Source organism: Actinoplanes sp. NPDC049668, from assembly GCF_044465445.1.
In the GTDB taxonomy this organism is placed as follows: Bacteria; Actinomycetota; Actinomycetes; order Mycobacteriales; family Micromonosporaceae; genus Actinoplanes.
The window spans coordinates 196139-217022 of sequence record NZ_JBITLR010000007.1; the positions used below are offsets into that span (position 1 = coordinate 196139).

Consider the following 20884-nt stretch of genomic DNA (forward strand, 5'->3'; position numbering starts at 1 on the left):
GCACCGTGACCGCCAGCCAGCCCATGCACCCAGCACTGAGCAACCAAGACCCTGGCCGCAAGAGGAGACCACGCAAGGGTGGGGCCGGGGGGGGGGGCCCCCCCCCCCCCCCACCCCCCCCCCCCCCCCCCCCGGCCCCACCCGTCCAAGCGCAACCAATGCCACAACGGACGGGGCCCGCACCATGGGTGCGAGCCCCGCCCAGTATCCGTACGTCAGTTGCGGATGATGGTGAAGGTCGTCGTCGGGTTCTCGATGTCCTTGAAGTTGTTACTCAGCTGCAGATTGTTGAACGTCGCCGACCCGACCGCCGGCCCCTGGCCCTGCTCCGGCAGCGGGTTCGCCCAGATGCCGTAGCCCGACTTCGCGTCGTACGCATCGCCGCTCTTGCGGGCACCGCTGATCGAGACGTTGGTGAAGACGGTGTCCTTGACCGGGAACTGCGGCTGCCCGCCCACGTAGTTGGTCTGGAACATGATGCCGGAGTAGGTCGGGTCGACGATGTCGACGTTGCTCACCCGGATGCCCTGGAAGACCTTCGACGCGGAGAAGACCCAGATCGCCGGGAAGACCTGGTCGCCCCAGAAGTGGCCGCCGGCCCGGACGATCGAGATGTTGTCGAACACGGTCGGCGGGTTCGCGCCGAAGCCGTTCATCGGGTAGCCGAAGTCAAGCGAGCTGATGGTGATGCCCGAGTAGACCAGGGTGTCCGCGATGTAGATGTTCTTGAACGTGTTGGCGTACCCGCCGTAGACCGCGATGCCCGCGGCGCGCCAGGTCAGCGTGGAGGACAGGTTCGAGTAGACGTTGTTGATCTCGTCGGAGCCGCCCGCGTCGATCGCCGAGAACAGCGCGAAGCTGTCGTCGCCGGTGGCCCGGGCGTCGTTGTTGTCGACCAGGTTGTCGGTGCTGCCGTTGGTCATGTTGACGCCGTCGGCGAACAGGTTGCGGATTCGCGAGTTCTTGATCGTCATGCGGTCGGTGTTCAGGCCCCAGTAGAGGCAGACCGTGTGCTCGGCCCAGATGTTGTCGATGGTGATGTTCGAGACGTTGGCCAGGTCGAAGACCTTGCCCGGGCCGTCGATGCGGATCGTGTAGTTGCCGAAGAACGCGAAGTTCTTGAACGTCGACCCGTTCGCGGTGGCGTCGGCCCGGAAGCCCGCGTCGGTCTCGGACTGCGTCTGCGGGGTGTAGAACCTCGTGTACCACGGTCCGGCGCCGACCACCTGGATCGCCTTGCCGTACACCTGGAACTTGTTCGAGGTCTGGTAGTCGCCCGCCGGCAGGTAGACGCCGACCTTGCCGCTGTCCATCCGGGCCGCGTCGAACGCCGCCTGCACCGACTGCTGGTCGAAGCCGGCCGGCACCACGTAGGTCGCCGGGTTCGGGTTGGCGACCGGCGCGACCTGCTCGGTGTTGATGAAGTCGATCGCGATGTTGCCGCCGTTGCCGGAGTCCTTCTGCAGCTTGATCACGCTGCCGGCGTTAACGGTGCCGTTCAGCAGGATGTTCGCCTCGTCGTAGATGTGGCGCGGGCCGGTGCCCGAGTTCTGCGGCGCCCGCTCGTCGCCGTAGAGCCACGCGTACTTCGAGGTGAGCGGCAGCGTGCGGTTCAGGGTGCCGTTGACGTAGACGTTGATGGAGCTGGTGGTGTTGTCGGGGATGGAGAAGCGGGCGACGAGCGTGTTGGTGCTCGCCCGGGTCGTCCACTGCACGTAGCTGCCGGTCGAGTTGAGGGTGACGGCCCGGCGGCCGGATGCCTCGCCGGCGAGGTCGCCGACGGTGCGGTTCGGGCCGACGACCGCGGCGCCGCCGCCGGTCTGGCCGTCCTCGGCCTCGTACATGTCGTACGGCATGTTCGCGCCGCGGCCGACGAAGAACGGCTTCTCGCTGGTGTTGTTGGCCCGCTTCACCGGCAGCTCGTTGGCGTCGTCGGCGACGACGGTCCGGACGGTGTACTTGCCGTTGACGGCGGTCCAGGTGCCCAGGTTGATCGCCGGCGAGGACGCGCCGGGTGCCAGGGTGCCCGAGTACGAGCCGGTCAGGGTGCGGACCGTCGCGCCGGAGTCGGACAGCACGGTGAGCGTGACACCGTGCGCGCCGGCGGCCGAGGCCTGGGTGCCCTGGTTCCTGAGGGTGACGGAGAAGGTGACCGTCTGGCCGGCGGACGGGTTGCCCGGCGACCAGCTGACCACGGAGGCGACCAGGTCCGAGCTGCTGACCGGTGCCACTACGAGGTTGGTGGGGTTGGTGTACGAGTTGTTGGCGTCGTTCTGTTCGATGACCGTTCCGGCCTCGTCGACCTTGGCGCTGACCACGTACGTGCCGGCGTCGCGCGCGCCGATGCTCGCCGTGACCGTCGCGGAGGCGCCGGCCGCGAGCGCGGAAACGGCGGCGGTGCCGACCTTGGTCGTACCCAGGTAGAAGTTGACGCCTGCGGCCGGGCTGCCCGCGTTGCCGGCGTTGCGCACGGTCGCCGACAGGGTCACCGTGTCGGTCTCGACCGGCGCGGCCGGGGAGAACGACATCGCCGAGATGGTGAGGTCCGGGTTCGGCGCGGGGACGCCGATGACCTGGAACTCCGCGACCTGGCCGCTGGGCGCGCCGGTGTTCGCGGTGAAGCTCAGCCGGACGTCCGCCGCCGTCGCGCTGACCGGAATGGTCACCGTGTTACCGGTCGCCGGGTTGAACGTGTACGTCGCCGACGGCACGAGCGTGGTGAAGCCGGAGGCGCTCTGCTCGCGGCCCAGGACCGAGAACGTCTGGGTACGCGTACCCCATTCGGTCGCGGGGTTGAGCTTGACCACGACGGAGCTGGTGCTGGCGTTGGCGCCCAGTGACACGGTCAGCGTCGCGGGGTAGGCGCTGCCCTCCCAGTAGGTCGCCGTGTCGTTGTCGTTGGCGTTCGTGGCGACGAACGTGAAGACGGTCGAGGACGCGGTGATCGGCTTGCCGACGGCGAGGTTGGTGCCGTCGGTGACCGTGCCGGTCCGGGTGACGGTGTTGCTCGCCGCCGACAGGTTGCCAGCCGCGTCCCGCGCCTTGACGTAGTAGGACACGGTCGCGCTCGCCGGCTGGTTGTCGGTGTAGGTCAGGACGTTGCCGGCGACGGTGGTGCGCAGCGCGCCGTTGGCGTACACCTCGTAGCCGGTGACCGCGACGTTGTCGGACGAGGCGCCCCAGGCGAGCCGGATCTGCCCGGCGGCCGGCTGGGTGTAGGTCAGCGTCCCGGGCGTGGTCGGCGCGGTGGTGTCGCCGCCCTGACCGGTACGGGTGACCGTGTTGCTGTTGCCGGACGCGTTGCCGGCGGCGTCCCGGGCCCGCACGTAGTACGCGACCGTGGCGCTGTCCGGCTGGTTGTCCAGGTAGGTCAGGACGTTGCCGGCGACGGTGGTGCGCAGTGCGCCGTTGGCGTACACCTCGTAGCCGGTGACGCCGACGTTGTCGGTCGAGGCGTTCCAGGTGAGCCGGATCTGCCCGGCGGCGGGCTGGGAGTAGGCCAGCCCGGTCGGCGCGGACGGCGCCTGGGTGTCGCCGGTCGCGGGGCCGTACACCTCGAGCTCGGAGATCTGGCCGGCCGGCCAGCCGGTGTTGCCGGTGATGTTCAGCCGCAGGTAGCGGGTGGTGGCGGCGCCGAAGTCGATGGTCACCGTGTTGCCCGAGGACGGGTTGAACGAGTAGCCCGCGCTCGCCTTGAGCTCCGCGAAGTTCGAGCCGGTGGTGCTGCCCTGCACGGAGAGGGTCTGCGTGCGGGTCTGCCAGGCGGCGGCCGGCGGCAGCTTGAGGACGGTCTGGTTGACGCTGACCGCGGCGCCGAGGTCGACCTGCAGCCACTGCGGGAACGCGTTGTTCTGGCTCTCCCAGTAGCTGCTGGCGTTGCCGTCGCCCGCGTTGCCGGCGCCGTACACGTCGGTGGAGCTGCTGGCGGTGAACGCCTTGCCGGCGGCGAGGTTGGGGCCGGCCGCCGCCGCGGGGGCGGCGGGGGCGGCGATCTGGAGTAGCCCGGTGACGAGGCCGGCGGCGATGGCCGCGGACAGTATCTTTCTCACTGATCTGGACATGGGGATGCGCGCCTTCTTCCGTGAGGGAGCGGGACTGCTAGGAGGCGTAGACCTCGAACTCGGAGACCTGGCCCGCGGGCCAGCCGGTGTTGCCGGTGAACGTCAGCCGCAGGTAGCGCTGCGACGTGGTGGTGAACGAGACGGTCGCGGTGTTACCGGAAGACGGGTTGAACGTGTAGCCCGCGGATGCCTTGACGGTGCTGTAGGACGAGCCGTCGGCCGAGCCGAGCACGGACAGCGTCTGCGTCCGGGTGGCCCAGGCGGCCGCGGGCGGCAGCTTGAGCACGACCCGGGAGACCGCGCGGGCCTGGCCGAGGTCGACGGTCAGGGATTGCGGGAACGCGTTGCCTGCGCTCTCCCAGTAGGTGCCCGCGTTGCCGTCGACGGTGTTGGCCGGCGAGTAGACGTCGACTTGGCTGGTCGCGGAGACCGGGCGGCCCGCCGCGAGATTTCCCGAGGGCGGCGGGGTGGTAGGTGGCGTCGTGCCGCCGTCGGCGTACGCCTCGAGTTCCGACAGCTGGCCGGCCGGCCAGCCGGTGTTCGCCGAGAAGGTCAGGCGCAGGTGGCGACGGCTGCCGGAGGGCAGGTTGATCGTCGCGGTGTTGCCGCTGGAGGGGTTGAACGTGTAGCCGGTCGCACCCACGAGCGAGGAGTAGGACCCGCCGTCGGTCGATGCCGAGACCGCCACGGTCTGCGAACGGGTCTCCCAGCCGGGCGGCAGCTTCAGGACCAGGCGGCCGACGCTCTGGGCGGAACCCAGATCCACCGTGTACGTCTGCGGGAACGAGCCGTTGGCGCTCTCCCAGTACGTGGCCGCATTGCCGTCCACGCCGTTCGCGCCCACGTACGGCCCGGAGTTGCTCGACGTGCTGACGGCCTTGCCCTGCGCGAGGTTTCCGGTGGCGGGGGGCGTGGTGGGCGGAGTCGTGGGCGGAGTCGTGGGCGGTGTGGTCGGCGGAGTCGTGCTGTTGCCCCACTGCGGTGCCGGCCACGGACCGCAGTCCGGCGTGTCCGTGTACCAGCCGGTGTTGGTGCCGGTCCGGGTGATCTGGAAGGACGGCCCGACGCAGTTGTGTATCGGCTTGGCCTGGGCGATCCCGCTGGCCCGCACGTTGTTGAAGCTGACCTGGCTGGCCGCCTGCACCTGCAGCGCGTACGTGCCCGCGCCCTGGATGTTGACGTTGTCCAGGCGGATGCCGTTGGTCTGGCCCTCGATCCACATCAGCGCCGCGTACGAGCTGTCCAGGATGTCGGTGTCGGTGATGTTGATCGTCGGGTTCTGGAACGCCTCGTTGAGCGCCGAGAACCAGATCGCGCCGACGCCGAACTGCCAGTTGTAGTCGGAGTTGCCGGCCCGGATCAGGGTGTTGCGGGCCAGCGTCCAGGTGCCCTGCACGCCGGTCGCGCCGTTGACGCCCGGGTAGCGGTTGGCGACGTGGATGCCGCCGCCGTTGGTCACCGTGTCGGAGACCACGTTGTCGGTCATCACGATGTCCCGGCCGCCGTAGCTGACCAGGTTGTTCGCCAGGATCGGCGCGACGACGGTGTTGTGCGTGAACGAGTTGGCGACGTTCGGGATGCTCTCGGCCCACATCGCCAGGCCGTCGTCGCCGGTGTTGCGGACGAACGTGTTGGTGACCGTCGAGTTGGTGACGCCGATGTGGAAGTTCACCCCGTCCGCGGTCTGGTCGAGGATCCGGCTGTTGCGGATGGTGAACCGGTCCATCGGGCCGTCCATCCAGGCGCCGACCTTGGTGTGCTGCATCCACACGTTGTCGATCACCGAGTTGGACATGGCCCCGCCGAACGCGTTGACCTGGTCGTCGTCCACCCGCTCGCGGATGTCGCCGATGATCGCGAGGTCCCGGACCGTGACGTTCTGCGACGGCCCGCCCGCGTTGTTGTACTTGCCGTAGATGCCGGCGGCCAGGTTGCGCTGGGTGGGATGCCGGCCGCCGAGCACCGTGTACCAGGGCCCGGCGCCCACGAGCGTGACCCGGTCCACGATCACGTGGCTGTAGAGCGTGTAGTCGCCCTGCGGCAGGTAGACGGTCCGGCCCTGCGCGCTGCCGGCGTTGACCGCCGCCTGGATCTTCGCGGTCGAGTCGGTCGCGCCGGTCGGGTCCGCGCCGTAGTCGGCGACCGCGTCGATCGCGTTCGCCGGCTTGCCGATCGGGCCCGGCACGTTCTCGAAGTCGGCCAGGTCGATGGTGAAGGACGGCGACTGCGCGGTCGAGGCGACCTGCAGCCGGACCTTGGTGCCGACCGCGTAGGTGGTGCCGAACAGGGTGCGTGCCTCGTCGTAGAAGTGGTGCGGGTTGGTGTCGCCCGGGTTGTTGTTGAACGGATAGCCGCCGTAGAACCAGCTGTACCGCGACGTGACGGGCACCGAGCGTACGACGGCGTTGTTGACCCGCACGTCGATCGTCGCGTCCCGGCCGGCGCCGTTGTTGCCGTCCGGCAGGCTGTAGCGGAAGGTGACCGCGTTCGCGGGCTTGGTCAGGGTGAACTCGACGTACTCGCCGGCGGCGTCCAGGGTGACGGCCTCACGGCCGGACGCCTCCGACGACAGCTGGCCGTAGTAGCGGCTGGTGCCGGTCCGGGTCCCGTTGGTTGCGGCGTTCTCGGCCTCGGTCTCGACGAACGGCACGGTCGCGCCGCGCCCGGCGATGTCGAACGGTGACAGGCCGGCGGCGCTAGCCGGGGACGCGGTCCAGGTGATCGCCACGGCGGCGGACGCCGCCACCACCGCGGCGGCGGTGAGAACTGCCAGGTATCTAGGAGCGGTGCGGTTGGCCATGGGGATCCCTTTCGTCAGGTGGCCAAGCCCCCGGGTGGTTCGACTCCTTTCGTGATCGCCCTGCGGTACGGCGGCTGTCCGGGCGGGCGCCGGCGGTGAATCCGGCGCGGGCCCGAAGGGGGTCAGCCGCCGGTTCGCAGGCGCAGCCAGACGGCGGTGTCCGGGGGGAGGAGATCACCGTCGAGCGGACCGCTGGTGAGCAGGCAGAGTTCGTGGTCCGGCAGCGCGACCGCGGCGCCGGACATGTTGAGCACGCAGGCGAAGTCCCGCCCACGGGTGTACGCGAGGACCCCGGGCTCGGCGGGCAGCCACCCGATCGCGTCCTGGTGCAGCCCCGCCTCGGCCTTGCGGACGCCGATGGCGGACCGGTACAGCTCGAGCATCGAGTTCGGGTCGCCGGTCTGCGCCTGCACCGTGCGGTCCTTCCACTCCGCAGGCTGGGGCAGCCACGGTTCGGCCGCGCTGAAGCCGAACGGCGCCTCGTCGCCGGTCCACGGCAGCGGCACCCGGCAGCCGTCGCGGCTGTGCCCGCGGCGGGCGTACATCGGGTCCTGCAGCTGGTCGACCGGGATGTTCTCGTTCTCCCAGAGGCCGAGCTCCTCGCCCTGGTAGACGTAGGTGGCACCGGGCAGCGACAGGGAGAGCAGCGCGGCGGCGCGGGCCCGGCGGGTGCCGAGCTCCAGGTCGACCGGGCTGCCGTCGAGGTTGTTCTCGAAGCTGAAGGTGGTCATCTCCCGGCCGTACCGGGTGACGTGGCGGGTGACGTCGTGATTGGACAGCACCCAGGTTGCCGGGGCGCCGATCGCGGCGTGCGCGTGCAGGGTGCGGTCGATGCACTCGCGCATCAGCCGCGGGTCCCACGCGCAGCCGAGGAAGTCGAAGTTGAACGCGGCGTGCAGCTCGTCGGGGCGCAGGTAGTTGGCGAACCGGTCGACCTCCGGCATCCAGACCTCGCCGATCAGCGCCCGGCCCGGGTAGCTGTCGGAGATCCGGCGCCAGGCGCGGTACACCTCGTGCACCTCGTCGAGGTCGTGGAACGGGTGCGGCCGCCCGTCCTGCACGGCAGGCAGGTCGCGGTCCTTGAAGAGCAGCGCGGCGGAGTCGATCCGGATGCCGTCGACGCCGCGGTCGAACCAGAACCGCAGGATGTCCTCGAACTCGGCGCGCACGGCCGGGTGGTCCCAGTTCAGGTCGGGCTGCTCCGGGGTGAACAGGTGCAGGTACCAGTCGCCGGGGGTGCCGTCGGGGTTCGTGGTCCGGGTCCAGGTGGTGCCGCCGAACTCGCCGGCCCAGTCGGTGGGCATCCCGGCGCCGTCCGGCCCCCGCCCCGGGCGGAACCAGAAGAGGTCGCGCTCCGGCGCGTCCGGGTCGGCCAGGGCCCGCTTGAACCACACGTGCTCGCTGGAGACGTGGTTCGGCACGATGTCGACGATCATCCGGATGCCCTTGGCGTGCGCCTCGGTGATCAGCGCCTCCGCGCCGGCCAGATCGCCGAAGACCGGGTCGATGTCGCGGAAGTCCGCGACGTCGTAACCCGCGTCGGCCATCGGGGACGGGTACCAGGGGCTCATCCAGATCGCGTCGACGCCGAGGTCCGACAGGTGGTCCAGGCGGCCGCGGATGCCGTCGATGTCCCCGATGCCGTCGCCGTCGCTGTCGGCGAAGCTGCGCGGGTACACCTGGTAGATGACGGCGTCTCGCCACCAGGGATCCTGGTCGGAAATAGCCACGATTGCCTGCTTTCTTGAAGTCTCGACGAGGTGGTCGGGGCACACGGGTCCCGGCGGTCGACGCTGACCGCCCGGCCCAACCGGTTCGGGTTAGCCCTTCATCGAGCCCGCGGAGAGTCCGCCGATGATGCTGCGCTGGAAGATCAGGAAAACGACGATCATGGGAAGGCTGGCGATGGCGAGGCCGGCCATGAAGTCGGTCGGCGGTACCTGGCTGGTGTTGGCGAGCCGGTGCAGGGCCACGCTGAGCGTCTGCGACTCGGGATCCGGCAGCACCAGCAGCGGCCAGAGGAAGTCCTTCCAGAGCGCGATGATGATGAAGATCGACACGACGCCCAGGACGGGCCGGGACAGCGGCAGGATGATCGACCAGAGCTGGCGCAGCCGGCCCGCGCCGTCGATCGAGGCGGCGTCCAGCAGGTCGTCGGGGATCTGGTCGAAGAAGCGCTTGAGCACGTAGACGTTGAACGCGGTCGCGGCGGCCGGCAACCAGAGCGCCCACGGCGTGTTCAGCAGGTTGACGTGCAGCAGCGGCACGTCGACGACGGTCAGGTAGGCGGGCACCAGCAGCGCGGAGGCCGGCAGCATCAGGCTGGCCAGGATCGCGCCGAGCAGGATCTTGCCGAAGACCGGCCGGAGCTTGCTGAGCCCGTACGCGAGGGCGACGTCGAAGGTCAGCACGATGAGCCAGCCGCCGGCGGCGTAGAGGACCGTGTTGGCGAAGTACTTGGCGATGCGCATGTTCGACCACGCGGTCGCGAACGTCTCGGGGTGCCAGGAGTGCGGGATGAACGTCGGGGTGCTCAGCGCGTACTCGGCCGGTGACTTCACCGCGCTGGCGAACATCCAGTACAGCGGCACGAGGAAGACCAGCACGAACACGGCGATCGTGAGGCCGAGCACGGTGAAGTACAGGCCGCGGTGCCGTTGCAGGTCGACGGTGGAGACGAGGGTGCGGCTCGCCGGGCTGGTGCCGACCAGCCCGCGCTTGCGGCGCGGTGCGGCCGGCGCCGGCGTGACGTCGTCGGTCGGGGCCTGGGGCGGGGCGATCAGGGTCATGGCGGTCTCCTCAGTCCCCGGTCCGGGTGAGTCGCAGGTACAGGGCGGAGAAGACGCCCAGCACCACGAAGAGCAGCACGCTCATCGCGGCGGCGAGGCCGAAGTCCTGGTTGACGGTGAAGGCGTAGCGGTAGACCAGGATGAGCACGGTGACCGTGTCCGGGTTCGACGTCCCGGTCAGCGCGAACGGCTCGATGAAGACCTGCATCGTCGCGACGATCTGCAACAGCAGCAGGACCAGCATGATGAACCGCATCTGTGGCAGCGTGACGTACCGCAGCCGCTGCCAGACGCTCGCGCCGTCCAGCTCGGCGGCCTCGTACAGCTCGCCGGGGATGCCCTGCAGCGCGGCGAGGTAGATCAGCGTCGCGCCGCCCAGGTTGGCCCAGGTGGACACGAGGACCAGCGAGATCATCGCGGTGCTCGAGGACTGCGTCCACTGCGACTCCGGCAACCCGACGCCGCGCAGCACGGTGTTGAACAGGCCGCTGCCCGGGTCGTAGAAGTAGCGCCAGAGCAGCACCGCCACGATCGGGGGCAGCATCACCGGCAGGTAGACCAGGACCCGGAAGAACCCGCTGAAGTGCCGGAACTCGTTGAGCAGCACCGCGATGAAGAACGGCAGCACGAAGCCGAAGACCAGGGCGAGCCCGGTGAAGAGCAGCGTGTTCTTCCAGGCCGTGTAGAACAGCGGGTCGGCGAAGAGCGCCCGGTAGTTGTCCAGGCCCACCCAGTACGGCGGGGCGACGAAGTTGTCCTGCTGGAAGCTCAGGATCACGCCCCGCACCAGCGGATACCAGGAGAAGAAGGCGAAACACGCCAGGCCCGCCGCCATGAACGCGTACGCCAGCAGGTTGTCCTGAATCCTCCGGCGCAGGCGGTGTACCCGGGATCCGCGCCCCGGTACCGCCGTGACTACCGCCATTGTCGTTCCTTGTCTGCAGTGGGACGAGTGCCGGGTCGGCCGCCGGCGGGTGGATGCCCGCCGGCGGCCAGGCCGGCTACTTGACGCTGGCCAGGATGCTGTTGGTCTGCGCCTCGGCGTCGGCGAGGAGCTTGTCGATGTCAGCGTTCTTGTCGGTCAGCACCTTCTGCATCGCGACGTCGAGGGCCGCGTAGATCTGCTGTGCGTTCGGCGGCTCGAGCTTGACCGGGATGCCGCTCATCGCCGCGACGAACGGCGCGTAGTTCTCCTGCGGCACGTTGGCGTACTTCTTGTCGGCCGCGGCCTGGGTCTCCGCCGCCGCGCCGGTGAAGATCGCCGGCTCGGGCAGGCCGACGGGCTGGTCGGTCTCGCTCGCCCACTTGTTCTCGGCCTCGTAACGGTCGGCCGAGGTGAACCAGAAGGTCAGCCACTTGAGGCCGGCGTTGATCTTCTCGGGGCTCAGGCCCGCCTTGAACATGTAGCCCTCGCCGCCGCCCAGCGTGCCCTTGCCGTCCGGGATCTGGCCGAGACCGTAGGTCTCGTACTTGCCCTTGTACTGGTTGACGATCGTCGGGATGTTGTCGGCGGTGGCGAGGTACATGCCGAGCTTGCCCGAGCCCATCTGCTGCAGCAGGTCGGCCCACTCGAGGAGCTGCTTCTGGCCCATCGAGTTGTCGACCCAGCGCATGTCCTTGAGCTGCTGCAGGACCTGCTTGCCCTGCGGGTTGTTGAAGGCGGCCTTCCAGGTGCCGCCGTTGTTGACGGCCACGTCGCCACCGAGGGAGTAGAGCTCGGTGGTGAAGTGCCAGCCGCCGGTGTTGCTCTTGCTGTAGTCGCCGTAGCCGATCGTGCCGTCGCCCAGGTCGGCGATCTTCTTGGCGGCCGTGCGCAGCTCGGCCCAGGTCTTCGGCGGGCTGTTCGGGTCGAGGCCGGCCTTGGTGAACAGGGCCCGGTTGTAGAGCAGCCCCATCGAGTAGTTCTTGTACGGCAGGCCGTACGTCGCGCCCTTGTCGTCCTGGAAGACCCGCAGCACCTCGGGCTTGAGCTGCGAGGTGATCGGATAGTCCTTGAGGTACTTGCTGACGTCCGACACCTGGCGCTTGGCGATCAGGCTGGCCGGGTCGGTGAAGTAGACGTAGAAGACGTCCTCGAGCTGGCCGCCGGCCAGCTTGGCCGGGAAGGTCTGCGGGTCCATCTTGCCCTCGCGGGCGTCGATCTTGATGTTCGGGTTCGCCTTCTCGAACTCGGCGACGTTGGCGAGGAAGCGGTCGTGCGTCGCCTTCTCGGTGGCGGGCGGGAGGCCGTTGATCACCAGCGTGACCTTGCCGTCCTTCGTCGCCGTCGCGTCGTCGCCGCCGTCGCCGCACGCGGCGGCGGACATCGCGACTCCGGCGACGAGCAGGAGCCCGAGGGCACTGCGCAGCCTGGTTTTGAACATGGGGGAGTACGCCCTTCCTGGAGGGGTGCGCGCCTATGGGTAAGTCCGAAATGTGCGGGATCTTCGATGCCTTGTTTCGTGGCAGTGACGATACAAAGTCAAACCGCGTCCCGCAAGAAGTCAACCAACAGTCGAAAAAACTCGACGGCAGTGACTGGGGGCACAAAGAAGGGCGGGCCCCGAAGGGCCCGCCCGGTGAAGGTGGTGAATGTCCTGCTCAGTCGCCGCTCGGCGCCGGGCCGGTGGATCCGCGCACCACCAGTTCCGGTTCGAACAGCAGCTCGTCGGTGGTCGCCGCGGCGCCCTCGATCTGGTTGACCAGGACGTCGACCGCGGCCTGCCCCATCAGCTCGATCGGCTGCCGGACGGTGGTCAGCGGCGGGTCGGTGCACGTCATCAGCGCGCTGTCGTCGAAGCCGACGATGGACACGTCGCGCGGCACGTCGAGGCCGAGGCGGCGGGCCGCCCGGATCGAGCCGAGGGCCAGCACGTCGCTGGCGCAGATCATCGCGGTGACGCCGCGCTGGATCAGCCGGGTGGCGGCCAGCCGGGCGCTCTCCATGGAGAAGTTGGTGCGCTCGACGGGCCACTGTGACTCGGGGCCGGACCAGCCCGCGGCCACCTTGACGGCGGCCAGCTTGCGGCGCGACGGCACGTGGTCCTCCGGGCCCATCACCAGGCCGATCTTCTCGTGCCCGAGCGAGCGCAGGTGGCCGTACGCCTGCTCGACGGCGACGGCGTCGTCGGTCGAGATGTGCGGGAAGCCGAGGTTGTCGACGCCGCCGTTGACCATCACCACCGGCATCCGCCGGTCGAGCAGCTGCCGGTAGTGCCCGTGCTCGGCGTCGGCCAGTGCATACGAGCCGCCGGCGAAGACCACTCCGGACACCTGATGGTCCAGCAGCATCTCGATGTAGTCGCGCTCGGGCACGCCGCCGATGGTGCGTGCGCAGAGGGCCGGCGTGAAGCCGCGCTGCGCCAGCGACGCGGTCACCACCTCGGCCAGCGCCGGGAAGATCGGGTTCTGCAGCTCGGGCAGCACCAGGCCGACCAGCCGGCCGCGCTCGCCGCGCAGCTTCGTGGGTCTCTCGTAGCCCAGCACGTCGAGGGCGGTCAGCACGGACGCGCGGGTCGCCTCGGAGACGCCGCTGCGGCCGTTGAGCACCCGGCTGACGGTGGCCTCGCTGACGCCTGCCTTCTTCGCCACCTCGGCGAGACGTTTGGTCACGACGGAATCTTACGTCAGCCCACTGCAAAAGCTGTACAGGTGTTTGCAGCACCGGACGAATCACTGACAGGTCTTGCGGAGGATGGCGAAATTGCCGCGAACGGCCCTTGAAGGTGCGAATCTTGAAATATAGGGACGACAGTGATGGACGGAGCGCGATGACCGACTGGGAATCCGGGGACGACCACCAGGATCAGGGCCAGTATGCGGAGACCGTCGTCCTCCAGGACGAGGGCACGCGCGACTCGGTGCACCGGCTGGCGAACGTCAGCAGCGACATGGCGACGGCCACGCAGTCCGCGGTGCGCGCCGCACAGACCGCCGTCGCGGTGATCCAGCGGCTGGAGGCCAGCAGCACCGAGATCGGCAAGGTCGTCGAGCTCATCGCGACGATCGCGAAGCAGACCAACCTGCTCGCGCTGAACGCCACCATCGAGGCGGCCCGGGCCGGCGAGGCGGGGCGCGGCTTCGCGGTCGTCGCCAGCGAGGTCAAGGACCTGGCCAACGAGACCGCGACGGCGACCAACGAGATCGGCGGCCAGGTGGGCGGCATCCGCAGCGACACCCAGAACGCCGTCTCGGCGATCGAGGAGATGCAGGGCCTGATCGAGGAGCTGGACCGCTGTCAGCGGGTGATCAGTGAGATCGTGATCGAGCAGCAGGCCGGCTGACCCGCCCCCAGGGCTTGTAGGTGGAGACCACCGTCGCGAAGATCAGCAGGCTGCTGGAGACCACCGGCGCCACCACCATGTTGATCCGCTCCGGTCGCGGCAGCGCGCCGGCGAGGTTCCCGGCCTCGGTCAGCCCGGGGTAGAGCAGGAACAGCACCAGGCACAGCATCACCGTGGTGAGCACCAGCTTGACCAGCACCCACCAGTGCCGGAACAGGCGCCACGGCGTGAGGACCGCGTTGGCCACCCCGATCAGCCAGACCAGCACGCTCAGCGGGGTGAAGAGCAGCCGGCCGATCATGCTCTGCGCGGGGTAGACGAGCTCGGGATCCGCCCCGGCCAGCCCGGCGATGCCGAACGTGAGCAGGACCAGATCGACGCCGAGCCAGCCGACGGCGGTGATCACGTGCACGGTGAGGACGAGCTTGCGCCAGCGCGGTGGAAGGACCATGCGCAGGAGCGTGCCAAGCCGGGCGGCCCCGGTCATTCCCCGGCCGACGCAGCCGGCCGTACGCAGGGCGACGTAGTCCGGGGATCCGCCACTACCGGCGCGCGGGCCGCCGGGTAGGTGGACAATGGCAGCCATGGCCCGACGCACACCCCGCCGCACCGCGCCGCCGCGCGGTCTTGACGACGCCGGCGCCTGCCCGTGCGGGCTCGGCCGGCCGTACGGCGAGTGCTGCGGGCGTGCGCACCGCGGTGAGCCGCCGGCCACGGCGGAGGCGCTGATGCGTTCCCGGTACACGGCCTTCGCGCTCGACGACCACGCCTACCTGCTCAGCTCGTGGCACCACACGACCCGGCCGGCGCGCGTCGAACCCGACCCGAACCTGCGCTGGACCGGCCTCGACGTGCTCGGATCGGCCCAGGGCGGGCTCTTCGACACCGAGGGCGTGGTGGAGTTCCGGGCGCACTACCGCGACGGCGGCCGCCCCGGCGAGATGCGCGAGCGCAGCCGCTTCGTGCGTCACGACGGTCAGTGGGTGTACTGGGGTCCGATCCTTACCTGACGGCTAGTGTGATCTCCTTCAGGTTGATCATCTGAGGAGGGCGGGAGAGTGTCGTCGAACCAGCGGCCAATGGAGGCCGGCATCGTCCGCGACTTCAGGGTCAATCTGTCGTACGGGCGTTACCTTCACCTCGACGAGGTCCTGTCCGCGCAGCACCCGGTCAGCGTCCCCGAGCACCACGACGAGCTGCTCTTCATCCTGCAGCACCAGACCTCCGAGCTCTGGCTCAAGCTGATCCTGCACGAGCTGCGCGCGGTGCAGCGGCAGCTGGCCGCCGACGACCTGCGCCCGGCGCTCAAGGGCCTCGCCCGGGTCAAGCACATCCAGCGCTGCCTCACCGAGCAGTGGTCGGTGCTGGCCACCCTCACCCCGTCGGAGTACGCCGAGTTCCGCAGCTTCCTCGGCACCTCCTCGGGCTTCCAGTCGTACCAGTACCGCGCGGTCGAGTTCATGCTCGGCAACAAGGACAAGCGAATGCTGTCGATCTTCGACGACGACCCGGGCGCGAAGGAGCTGCTCGTCTCGGCGCTGGAGGCGCCGAGCGTCTACGACGAGTTCCTGCGCTACCTGGCCCGGGCCGGGCACCACGTGCCGGCCGAGCTGCTGCAGCGCGACGTGACCCTGCCGTACCGCTACAACGCGGACCTGGTGCCGGTGTTCGTGAAGATCTACGAGAACGCGGACGCCTACTGGGAGGCCTACGAGGCCTGCGAGGAGTTCGTCGACCTTGAGGAGAACTTCCAGTTCTGGCGCTTCCGGCACCTCAAGACCGTGGAGCGGACCATCGGCTTCAAGCGCGGCACCGGCGGCTCCAGCGGCGTCGACTTCCTGCGCAAGGCCCTGGACCTGACGTTCTTCCCGGAGCTGTACGTCGTCCGCACCGAAATCGGAGTAGCACACGCATGACCGACGATCTGCTGGCGCGCGCCGAGGCCCTGGACGCCGCCGATCCGCTGGCACACCTGCGCGACCACTTCATCACCCCGGACGGCTTCGACGTCATCTCCTACCTGGACGGCAACTCGCTCGGCCGCCCGCTGCGGGAGACTGCGCGGCTGCTCGACGACTTCGTCCGCGAGCAGTGGGCCGGCCGGCTCATCCGCGGCTGGACCGAGGGCTGGATGCAGTGGCCGCTCGAGCTCGGCGACCGGCTCGGCACGGTTGCGCTGGGCGCCGCTCCCGGCCAGGTGGTGGTCGCCGACTCCACCACGGTCCTGCTCTACAAGATGTCGCGGGCGGCCGTCGACGCCCGGCCGGGCCGCCGCAAGATCGTGCTGGACACCGACAACTTCCCCACCGACCGGTACGTGCTGGAGGGCATCGCCGCCGAGCGCGGCCTGTCCCTGGTGTGGATCGAGACCGACCCGGTCGCCGGCGTCACCGCCGAGCAGGTCGCCGAGGTGGTGGACGATGACACCGCGCTGGTGCTGTTCAGCCACGTCGCGTACAAGTCGAGCTGGATCGCACCGGCCGAGGAGATCAACCGGATCGCGCACGCGGCCGGCGCGCTGACGCTCTGGGACCTGAGCCACTCGGTCGGCTCGGTCGAGCTGCACCTGGACGACTGGGGCGCGGACCTGGCCGTCGGCTGCACCTACAAGTACCTCAACGGCGGCCCGGGCGCGCCCGCGTTCGCGTACCTGCGGCGCGACCTGCAGGGCGAGCTGCGCCAGCCGATCCAGGGCTGGATGGGGCACCGGGCGTCGTTCGAGATGGGCCCCGGCCACGAGCCGGCCGAGGGCGCGCGGGCGCTGCTCAGCGGCACCCCGCCGATCCTGGCGATGGTCCCGCTGCACGCCAACCTGGACATGCTGGCGCGGGCCGGCATCGGGGCGGTCCGCGCCAAGTCGGTGTTGCTCACCGGCTACGTCCTCGAGCTGGCCGACCGCTGGCTGGCGCCGCTCGGCGTCGAGGTGGCCGGCCCGCGCGACGCGGCGCACCGCGGCGGGCACGTGACGCTGCAGCACCCCGGCTTCAAGCGGCTGCTGGGCACCCTCTGGGAGAACGGCGTGCTGCCCGACTTCCGCAACCCGAACGGCATCCGGATCGGCCCGGCCCCGCTGAGCACCAGCTTCGCGGAGGTCTACCGCGGGCTCTCGATGCTGCGCATCCTGCTCGAGAAGCAATGAGCAATTTTCAACCTGGCCTCGGGCCAGAGCTTTCCGGGCCGTTGACCGGTGCCGGGAGCTGCCGCCCGGGCCACGTTGAAAAGGCTCAATCGTGACCTGGCTGATCGCCGACACCATCTGGTGGGACGGGCGGTCGCACGCCGGTGCCGCGCTGCGGCTGGGGCCGGGTCCGCGGGCGGTCGTGCCGGTCGCCGAGATCCCGGCCGGCGCGGTGCCGCGCCGGCTGCCCGGCGCGGTGCTGCCGGGCCTGCGCGACGCGCACGTGCACTCCGCGCTCGTCGACCTGACGACGGTACGGGACGGCGGGATCGCGTACGTCTGGGACCTGGGCGGCGTGCCGGAGCAGGTCGCGGAGCTGGCCGCGCGGGGTGCGCCCGGCGTGCGCTACGCCGGGCCCTTCATGATCGCTCCCGGCGGATATCCCAGCGACCGCTCGTGGGCGCCGGCCGGCAGCTGCCGCGAGGTGCGCTCGGCGGACGACGCGGCCGACGCGGTCGGCGAGGCCCGGGCCGCGGGGGCGACCCTGATCAAGGTGACCGCGCACGCCGGCGGCCCGATGCTGCCGACCGAGACGCTGGCCGCGCTGGTCCGCGCCGCGCACGCCGGCGGCCTGCCGGTGGTCGCGCACGCGGAGGGCCCGGGCACGGTCGCCGCGGCCTACGAGGCCGGCGTGGAGCTGCTCGCGCACACGCCGTGGACCGAGGAGCTCGACGACGCCCTGGTGCGCGACGCCGCCGCCCGGATGACCTGGATCAGCACCCTGGACATACACGGCTGGGGCCGGCCGACGCCGGAACAGGACACGGCGATCGGCAACCTGCGGCGCTTCCTGGCACACGGCGGGACCGTGCGCTACGGCACCGACCTGGGCAACGGGCCGCTGCCGGCGGGTGTCAACCCGCGCGAGCTCGGCGCGCTGCTGCGGGCGGGCATGGACCCGTCCGCGATCCTCGCCGCGATGACCGAGCCCGAGCTGGCCGAGCCGACGTGGCTGCCGGACGGCCTCGACCTGGCGCCCGACGCCTTCGCCGACTCGCTGGCGAAGGCCCGGGTGCTGGGTCCTTAGCCCTTGAGCTTCACCGTCTCGCCGGTCGTCGCGCTGATCCGGGCTGTGTCCAGGACGTCCATGTTGCGGACCGAGTCCAGCGGGTCGACCGGAAGGGGCGCCTCGCCGCGGACCGCCGCCGCGAACGCCGGGTAGTAGCTGTCCCAGCGGCCGCGCTCGCTGCGCACGGGCGCGCCCGTCGCGCCGCGGTACAGCCGGCCCCAGGCGTGCTCCGGCTCGACGCCCCAGCGCTCGCCCAGGTCGCCGGGGGAGCGGCCGGCCTTCAGCGCGGCCTCCTGGCCGTCGACGCCGTCGATGATGTAGGTGCCGGTCGTGCCGCTGACCCGGAAGCGGGGGCCGGGGGCGGCCTGGCGCCAGCTGCCCCACAGGTGCGACTCGACGCCGCTCTCGTGGTGCAGGGCGACGAAGACGTCGTCGTCCAGGTCGCCGTCGCCGCGCATCTCCGCGTACACCCGGGAGACCGGGCCGAAGAGCAGGTGCGCCTGGTCGACCAGGTGCGCGCCGAAGTCGAGCAGCGTGCCGCCGCCGGCGGCGCCCGGCGCGCGGTCCGGCGCCCAGCGCTCGAAGCGGGACTCGAAGCGGCGGACCTCGCCCAGCGCGCCCTCACCGATGAGCCGCCGAAGGGTCAGCAGGTCGGAGTCCCAGCGCCGGTTCTGGTAGACGCTGAGCAGCACGCCGGCCTCGGCGGCCAGGGTGGTCACCTCGCGGGCCGCCTCGGCGTCCAGCGCGAACGGCTTGTCCACCACCACGGCCAGGCCCAGCTCGATCGCCTCGCGGGCCAGCGCCGCGTGCGTCGCGGCCGGCGTCGAGATCGTGACGGCCTGCACGCCCGCGGCGGCGAGCTCCGCGATCGAGCCGTACGCGGGCACGCCGGGGTGCCCCTTCGCCAGCTCCTCGCGGCGCTGTTCCGAACGGGTCACCACGCCCGCGAACTCGACGCCCTCCGCGGACGCGAGCAGGGGCGCGTGGAAGATCCGCCCACCGGAGCCGTACCCGACCAGACCGATCCGTGTTGCCGTCATGTTTCGGGATCTTACGTGCCACGATCGCCGTCGACGGGTGGGACGGTGTCCAGGAACACACCACAACCCGGATACCTCGAAAGAGCGAAGTTCCGTGTCGGAAGGTTGACGGCCCGTCACGATGGCGCGCTCGCCGAGCCAGTATCGGTGCCATGGAGCCCGCACAGCTGGACCGCACCCCCTTCGCGGACCTCGACTCGATGCCACCGGAAATGATCGCCATGCTGGTCGCGGCGCTCGAGGGGATGTCCCGGCACCCCGAGATCCGCCGCGTGCGCGACACCGCGTGGCGGGAGCTGCGCCCGGCGCCCGGGCAGCGCCTGCTCGACGCCGGCTGCGGCGCCGGCGACGTGTCCCGCGCGCTGGCGGCCGCGGTGGCGCCCGGCGGCGAGGTGGTGGCGCTCGACCACTCGGCGGCGACCCTGGCCGCGGCCCGCAAGCGGCACGACGGCGGCGAGATCCGGTACCTCACCGGCGACGTCTCCGCCCTCGACCTGGCGGACGACAGCTTCGACGGGGTGTGGTGCGAGCGGGTCCTGCAGCACGTCGACGACGCGGACGTGGCGATCGGCGAGCTGATCCGGGTGACCCGCCCCGGCGGCCGGGTCTGCCTGCTCGACACCGACTGGGGCTCGCTCGCCTTCGACGGCGTGGACGCCGGGCTGGCGCAGACCATCGTCGAACACATGCACGGCCGGCTCACCCCGCGCCAGGTGGACATGGGCCGCACGCTGCGCCGGCGGCTGGTCGGCTACGGGCTGCACGACATCAGCGCGACCCCGGTCACCTGCTACTTCCCGGACCCCGCCTCGGCGGCAGTCGTCCTGCCGATGGTCAACCCGCAGGTGCCGCAGGAGTCCTGGATGACACCGGACGGCCTGCGGGAACGCTGGTTCGACCAGGTCGACCGGGCCGGCGAGGACGGCGACTTCCTCGCCGTGCTGACCATCTGGGTCGTCGCCGCGACCGTCTAGGGCTCAGCCCGTCACGCGGAAGTGCTGGCGCTTCTTCTCGTCGCGCGTCACGAAGCCGAGCCGGGCCAGCTCCCCGCGCAGCTCCGCGGCGTCGTCGCCGTCGCCGCCGTCCAGCGCGCGCTGCCGGGCCAGGAAGAGGGCCTCCGCCTCCGCCGGGACGTCCGGCAGGCCCGGCACCCAGCGCCGATAGGCGTCCGCGTACGGGTCCCGGTCGGACCAGGCCGGGCCGAAGAGCGTCGCCAGCCGCGCGGACGACAGGTGTGACGGCTCGCGGGCCAGCTCGCGCCCGGTCCGCCCGAGCAGCACCAGCCGGTCGCGCTCGCGGTAGGCGACCGCCACCTCGGCGCGCGGCACCGTCCGGACGGTGCCCGGCCGCTTCAGCGTCACCTCGGAGTGCGACATCCGCACGCTCAGCGACTCCCGGTCGGCCAGGAACGCCAGCACCAGGCCGGCGAGCGTGCCGAGCAGCAGGGCGCCGATCGTCGCCTCCGGCTCGGGCAGCCGGGCGGCCAGCCGGAACGGCCCGCGCATCGGCGCGAACGGGATGCGCAGGATCCAGTCCGGCAGCTGGTGCACGACCCAGCCCAGCCCGGCACCGCCGGCGGGCAGCGCGGCCCAGGTCGCGGCGCGGGCCCACACCGGTGTCGCCACGGTCGTCGAGTCGTCGGTCACACCCGCAGAGTCTCCGGCCCGCGCCGGGCGGCGGATACCGGCGGAGGTAGCGACCGCGTCGACCAAAGTCGACATGGTGACCGCCACCCGGCCACTGCG

The 20884-nt window shown here is 70.7% G+C and carries 16 protein-coding genes; 6 read left to right on the plus strand and 10 right to left on the minus strand.

Annotated elements, in window-relative coordinates; genetic code table 11:
• Positions 1 to 215: 215 nt before the first annotated feature.
• From ACIBSW_RS29050 to ACIBSW_RS29080, 7 genes are all read right to left on the minus strand, one after another.
• Positions 216 to 4049, minus strand: coding sequence for a discoidin domain-containing protein (locus ACIBSW_RS29050; RefSeq protein ID WP_404799492.1), 3834 nt, complete (start codon positions 4047 to 4049; stop codon positions 216 to 218).
• Positions 4050 to 4098: 49 nt separating this feature from the next.
• The gene (locus tag ACIBSW_RS29055) at positions 4099 to 6861 is read right to left on the minus strand and encodes a discoidin domain-containing protein (RefSeq protein ID WP_354722011.1); all 2763 of its coding nucleotides are present in this window, start codon (positions 6859 to 6861) and stop codon (positions 4099 to 4101) included.
• Between the two features lie 122 nt (positions 6862 to 6983).
• Positions 6984 to 8585, minus strand: coding sequence for a glycoside hydrolase family 13 protein (locus ACIBSW_RS29060; RefSeq protein WP_354722083.1), 1602 nt, complete (start codon positions 8583 to 8585; stop codon positions 6984 to 6986).
• Between the two features lie 96 nt (positions 8586 to 8681).
• Positions 8682 to 9650, minus strand: a complete 969-nt coding sequence (locus ACIBSW_RS29065; RefSeq protein ID WP_354722012.1) for a carbohydrate ABC transporter permease — start codon at positions 9648 to 9650, stop codon at positions 8682 to 8684.
• A gap of 10 nt (positions 9651 to 9660) precedes the next feature.
• Entirely contained in the window at positions 9661 to 10575 is a 915-nt protein-coding gene (locus ACIBSW_RS29070) for a sugar ABC transporter permease (protein ID WP_354722013.1), read from the minus strand.
• Positions 10576 to 10651: 76 nt separating this feature from the next.
• Entirely contained in the window at positions 10652 to 12013 is a 1362-nt protein-coding gene (locus ACIBSW_RS29075; protein ID WP_354722014.1) for an extracellular solute-binding protein, read from the minus strand.
• A gap of 217 nt (positions 12014 to 12230) precedes the next feature.
• Complete coding sequence (locus ACIBSW_RS29080) at positions 12231 to 13241, minus strand: LacI family DNA-binding transcriptional regulator (RefSeq protein WP_354722015.1); 1011 nt, start codon at positions 13239 to 13241, stop codon at positions 12231 to 12233.
• Between the two features lie 158 nt (positions 13242 to 13399).
• On the opposite strand from ACIBSW_RS29080, the gene ACIBSW_RS29085 reads away from it, so the two are divergent.
• Positions 13400 to 13912 (plus strand): methyl-accepting chemotaxis protein, encoded by a 513-nt coding sequence (locus ACIBSW_RS29085; RefSeq protein WP_354722016.1) that lies wholly within the window; start codon positions 13400 to 13402, stop codon positions 13910 to 13912.
• On the opposite strand, the gene ACIBSW_RS29090 is transcribed toward ACIBSW_RS29085, so the two are convergent.
• Positions 13878 to 14498 carry a hypothetical protein gene (locus ACIBSW_RS29090; protein WP_354722017.1) on the minus strand — a complete coding sequence of 207 codons (621 nt, stop codon included), beginning with the start codon at positions 14496 to 14498 and terminating at the stop codon, positions 13878 to 13880. The two genes, ACIBSW_RS29085 and ACIBSW_RS29090, sit on opposite strands and share 35 nt — an antisense overlap.
• Between ACIBSW_RS29090 and ACIBSW_RS29095 the strand changes: the two genes are divergently transcribed.
• From ACIBSW_RS29095 to ACIBSW_RS29110, 4 genes are all read left to right on the plus strand, one after another.
• Positions 14497 to 14922: a YchJ family metal-binding protein gene (locus tag ACIBSW_RS29095; protein ID WP_354722018.1), complete on the plus strand. Its 426-nt coding sequence runs from the start codon at positions 14497 to 14499 to the stop codon at positions 14920 to 14922. The two genes, ACIBSW_RS29090 and ACIBSW_RS29095, sit on opposite strands and share 2 nt — an antisense overlap.
• 69 nt (positions 14923 to 14991) lie before the next feature.
• A complete protein-coding gene (locus ACIBSW_RS29100) occupies positions 14992 to 15828 on the plus strand; it encodes a tryptophan 2,3-dioxygenase family protein (protein ID WP_354722019.1) in 837 nt (278 codons plus the stop codon).
• Positions 15825 to 17051, plus strand: a complete 1227-nt coding sequence (gene kynU / locus ACIBSW_RS29105) for a kynureninase (RefSeq protein ID WP_354722020.1) — start codon at positions 15825 to 15827, stop codon at positions 17049 to 17051. Before ACIBSW_RS29100 ends, kynU begins: the two co-directional genes overlap by 4 nt.
• Positions 17052 to 17142: 91 nt before the next feature.
• The gene (locus ACIBSW_RS29110; protein WP_354722021.1) at positions 17143 to 18117 is read left to right on the plus strand and encodes an amidohydrolase family protein; all 975 of its coding nucleotides are present in this window, start codon (positions 17143 to 17145) and stop codon (positions 18115 to 18117) included.
• Here ACIBSW_RS29110 and ACIBSW_RS29115 read toward each other — a convergent pair.
• On the minus strand, positions 18114 to 19139 hold the full coding sequence (locus ACIBSW_RS29115) for a Gfo/Idh/MocA family oxidoreductase (RefSeq protein WP_354722022.1): 1026 nt from the start codon (positions 19137 to 19139) through the stop codon (positions 18114 to 18116). The two genes, ACIBSW_RS29110 and ACIBSW_RS29115, sit on opposite strands and share 4 nt — an antisense overlap.
• Positions 19140 to 19291: 152 nt before the next feature.
• Here ACIBSW_RS29115 and ACIBSW_RS29120 point away from each other — a divergent pair, with 152 nt between their 5' ends.
• The gene (locus tag ACIBSW_RS29120) at positions 19292 to 20113 is read left to right on the plus strand and encodes a methyltransferase domain-containing protein (RefSeq protein WP_354722023.1); all 822 of its coding nucleotides are present in this window, start codon (positions 19292 to 19294) and stop codon (positions 20111 to 20113) included.
• A 3-nt stretch (positions 20114 to 20116) separates the two neighbouring features.
• On the opposite strand, the gene ACIBSW_RS29125 is transcribed toward ACIBSW_RS29120, so the two are convergent.
• Complete coding sequence (locus ACIBSW_RS29125) at positions 20117 to 20785, minus strand: hypothetical protein (protein WP_354722024.1); 669 nt, start codon at positions 20783 to 20785, stop codon at positions 20117 to 20119.
• Positions 20786 to 20884: the final 99 nt, after the last annotated feature.